Genomic DNA, 3,047 nt, shown 5'->3' with positions numbered 1-3,047 from the left:
TGCTTTAAGTCTGAGCACTTGCAATTTCTTACTTCCCTCTTCCAGAAACCAGTTACCCAGCTCCCAAAATCAGGTACCCATCGCAAATACCCACACTTATCGGTTGTCTTGTTGTTAAAGAGCGGTGTTGCTTGGTTGCGGGGGCAGGATTTGAACCTACGACCTTCGGGTTATGAGCCCGACGAGCTGCCAGACTGCTCCACCCCGCGTCCGATTAACTGCTTCTCATCGCTGCGTTGTTTGTGCTGCGTCGAGAAGTGAGACTATAGCAAAGCACGGCGTTTGGCGTCAACATTTATTCGCGTTCACCCCCTTTGCCGGGGATACATTTTGCGGGCAAAATGAACCTAAATACCTGAACAGATTTCATTTTTACTGTAATAAAAAATACACTCGAATAATCAAAAAAATGCGAACACCTCTTCATTACAACCACACCTGCAATCAAATTTTATGATGAATGCATTCAATATTTCACGTTTGCCACGCATTTTATTCGGATCAGGTACTGTCCAGCAGCTTCCTGAGCTGGCTGCACGTTATGGCAAACATGTACTGCTGGTCACCGGGCGCTCCGCTATTCGTGATTCACGCATCTGGACAGAATTATTGTGCGGCCTGGAAGCGCACGGGATGACATGGCTGGATGTAAAGGTGGAAACCGAGCCTTCGCCGTATTTGGTAGACATGGCTGTGGCGCGTTTACAGGATTGTGCAATCGACGTTGTGGTTGGCATTGGCGGGGGTAGTGCCCTGGATGCCGCGAAAGCGATCGCAGGTTTGCTGCGCCCGGGCAACTCCGTCATGGATCACCTCGAAGGCGTTGGGCCAGAGCGGCCTTATTCGGGCCCTGCCACCCCCTTTATTGCGGTGCCGACTACGGCAGGCACAGGCTCGGAGGCCACCAAAAATGCCGTATTAAGCCTGCATGGTGAGCACGGCTTTAAAAAGTCATTCCGCGATGAAAGCCTGATAGCGGAATATGCCGTAGTTGATCCGGATCTGCTTGCCTCCTGCCCGGCCTCGGTGATCGCCGCAAATGGCATGGATGCGCTTACTCAGCTATTGGAGTCGTTTGTCTCCACCAAGGCCAATCCCTTTACCGATGCACTTGCGCTGGATGGCCTGCGCGTAACGCGTAACAGCCTGTTGGTATGGTATCGGCAGGGTGCCGCCGCTGCGGATGCGCGCTCTGGCATGGCCTATGCCGCACTCCTGTCGGGTATCACGCTGGCGCAAGTCGGGCTGGGTTCGGTACATGGGCTGGCTGCACCGCTGGGGGCATTTTTCCCGATCCCGCACGGCGTAGCCTGTGGCACCCTGGTCGCAGCGGCGACGCAAATCAACATACATGCATTATTGCAACGTGCCCCAAACAGTATTGCTTTACGTAAATACGCGCAGTTGGGCAGATTGCTAAGCAACGATGAAACACTGAATGATTTGGCGGCTCACGCAGCGTTGACTAACATGCTGGATGAGTGGACCCAGACGATGCAACTGCCATGCCTCAATCACTTTGGCGTCCATGCAAACGATCTACCTCGCATCGTGGCGAAAAGTCGCGGCAGCAGTATGAAAACCAACCCTATATTGCTGACCGATGACGAGATTGAAACCGTGCTTAGAATGCGGCTGTAGGCACCGCCGAAGCAACTTGTTTACGGTAACGGTTCAGATCCTTGATACTCTCAAAGGACTGGCCGAACAGATTGGATAACTTGATCAGGATGGTGTTGACCACTTTGGCTTCCCAGCTTGGATCAAACTGTATCTGATTATCCAGCCAGTGTTCGAGCCAGTCCGGATCGGGCAGGCGACTCTGAATGGTGTCCTGCGGGAAAAAATCGGCACTGACGTGCAAATTGGTGGGATGCAGAGGTTTGCTACTGCGCCCGGAACTGGTCATCAACACTCCAACCTTGGCGAAAGCGGCCCGCGCCTCATCGCCCTGACGTTCGATCGCCTGCTGCATGTAACGAAAATAAACCCCGCCGTGACGCGCCTCATCGCCGGAGAGCAGGCCGTAAATATGCTTGATGACAGGCTCGGTGTGCCACTGTGCGGCGCGGCGATACCACTGCGTCAGTCGCATTTCGCCACAGAAGTGCAGCATGAGGGTGTCCAGCGGCGGTGCTGGATCAAATTCAAAACGCACCTGATGCAATTCTTCCTCAGTAGGTGCCATGTCCGGACGAAAGCGGCGCAGATATTCCATTAACACCAGCGCATGCTTTTGCTCCTCGTAAAACCACACCGACATAAACGCCGAAAAATCGCTGTCATGGCGATTGTCGCGTAAAAACATTTCAGTTGCGGGCAGCGCAGACCATTCGGTAATGGCATTCATCTTGATTGTCACTGCCTGCTCATCGGTTAATAGTGCGGGATCAAAGCTATCCCAAGGCACGTCTTTGGCCATATTCCAGCGCAATTTCTCCAAGGTGCCAAAAACTTCCGGATAAAGCATATGGACTCCGACTGAAAAATAGTTAATTTACTGAAGCCGCATTGCGGCATTGCGACAAAACCGTGACAAATATTATCAACGTTCATGAATAAACATAACACATTCGTCAGCTAATGGTGCGCTGCCTGTCCTCAACCTCAAGCAATACCTTTACATAAGCTCGCCTGGCACTTAATTTTTTCTCTGCTTATCCGTTACACTCAAGCAATAAGAAGGGGAGAAACCATGGGAACTGCTCAAATTGTCACACTGATCATTCTGGTCATTGTCGCGCTTTACACGATATTGCTCTATAACGGACTGGTCACACTCAAGCACAACGTCGGCCGCGCCTGGTCGAACATCGATGTACTGCTCAAGCAACGTCACGACGAGCTGCCCAAGCTGGTGGAAACCTGCAAGCAGTATATGCAGTTCGAGCAACAAACCCTAGGGAAACTCTGCAAAACTCCCACTTTCGCGCCCCGCACCCGAACCCATTGTGTCAACATTGAGCCCATGAAACAAACCACCCTGAACCTAGACCTCAGTCTCAAGCGCACGCGCAAGCGTGAATTTCTCGAACAGATGGAACACG

General features: G+C 52.1%; 3 protein-coding genes and 1 tRNA gene. 2 read left to right on the top strand and 2 right to left on the bottom strand.

All coding sequences use genetic code 11. The annotated features are described in order from the left end of the window. Positions 1–132 precede the first annotated feature (132 nt). Positions 133–209 (bottom strand) — tRNA-Met (locus ACYCZJ_RS16410). A gap of 244 nt (positions 210–453) precedes the next feature. Here ACYCZJ_RS16410 and ACYCZJ_RS16405 point away from each other — a divergent pair. Beyond that, complete coding sequence (locus ACYCZJ_RS16405; protein ID WP_461555296.1) at positions 454–1,641, top strand: iron-containing alcohol dehydrogenase; 1,188 nt, start codon at positions 454–456, stop codon at positions 1,639–1,641. On the opposite strand, the gene ACYCZJ_RS16400 is transcribed toward ACYCZJ_RS16405, so the two are convergent. Then, entirely contained in the window at positions 1,625–2,470 is an 846-nt protein-coding gene (locus ACYCZJ_RS16400) for an acyl-ACP desaturase (protein WP_461555295.1), read from the bottom strand. The genes ACYCZJ_RS16405 and ACYCZJ_RS16400 overlap by 17 nt on opposite strands. Positions 2,471–2,695: 225 nt before the next feature. On the opposite strand from ACYCZJ_RS16400, the gene ACYCZJ_RS16395 reads away from it, so the two are divergent. After that, positions 2,696–3,047, top strand: a 352-nt coding sequence (locus ACYCZJ_RS16395) for a LemA family protein (RefSeq protein WP_461555294.1), incomplete at its 3' end; no start/stop codon positions are given.

The sequence above is a fragment of the Sulfuriferula sp. genome, assembly GCF_054605375.1.
Note: the sequence above shows the minus strand (reverse complement) of the source record. Positions and strands in the feature narration are given on the sequence as shown.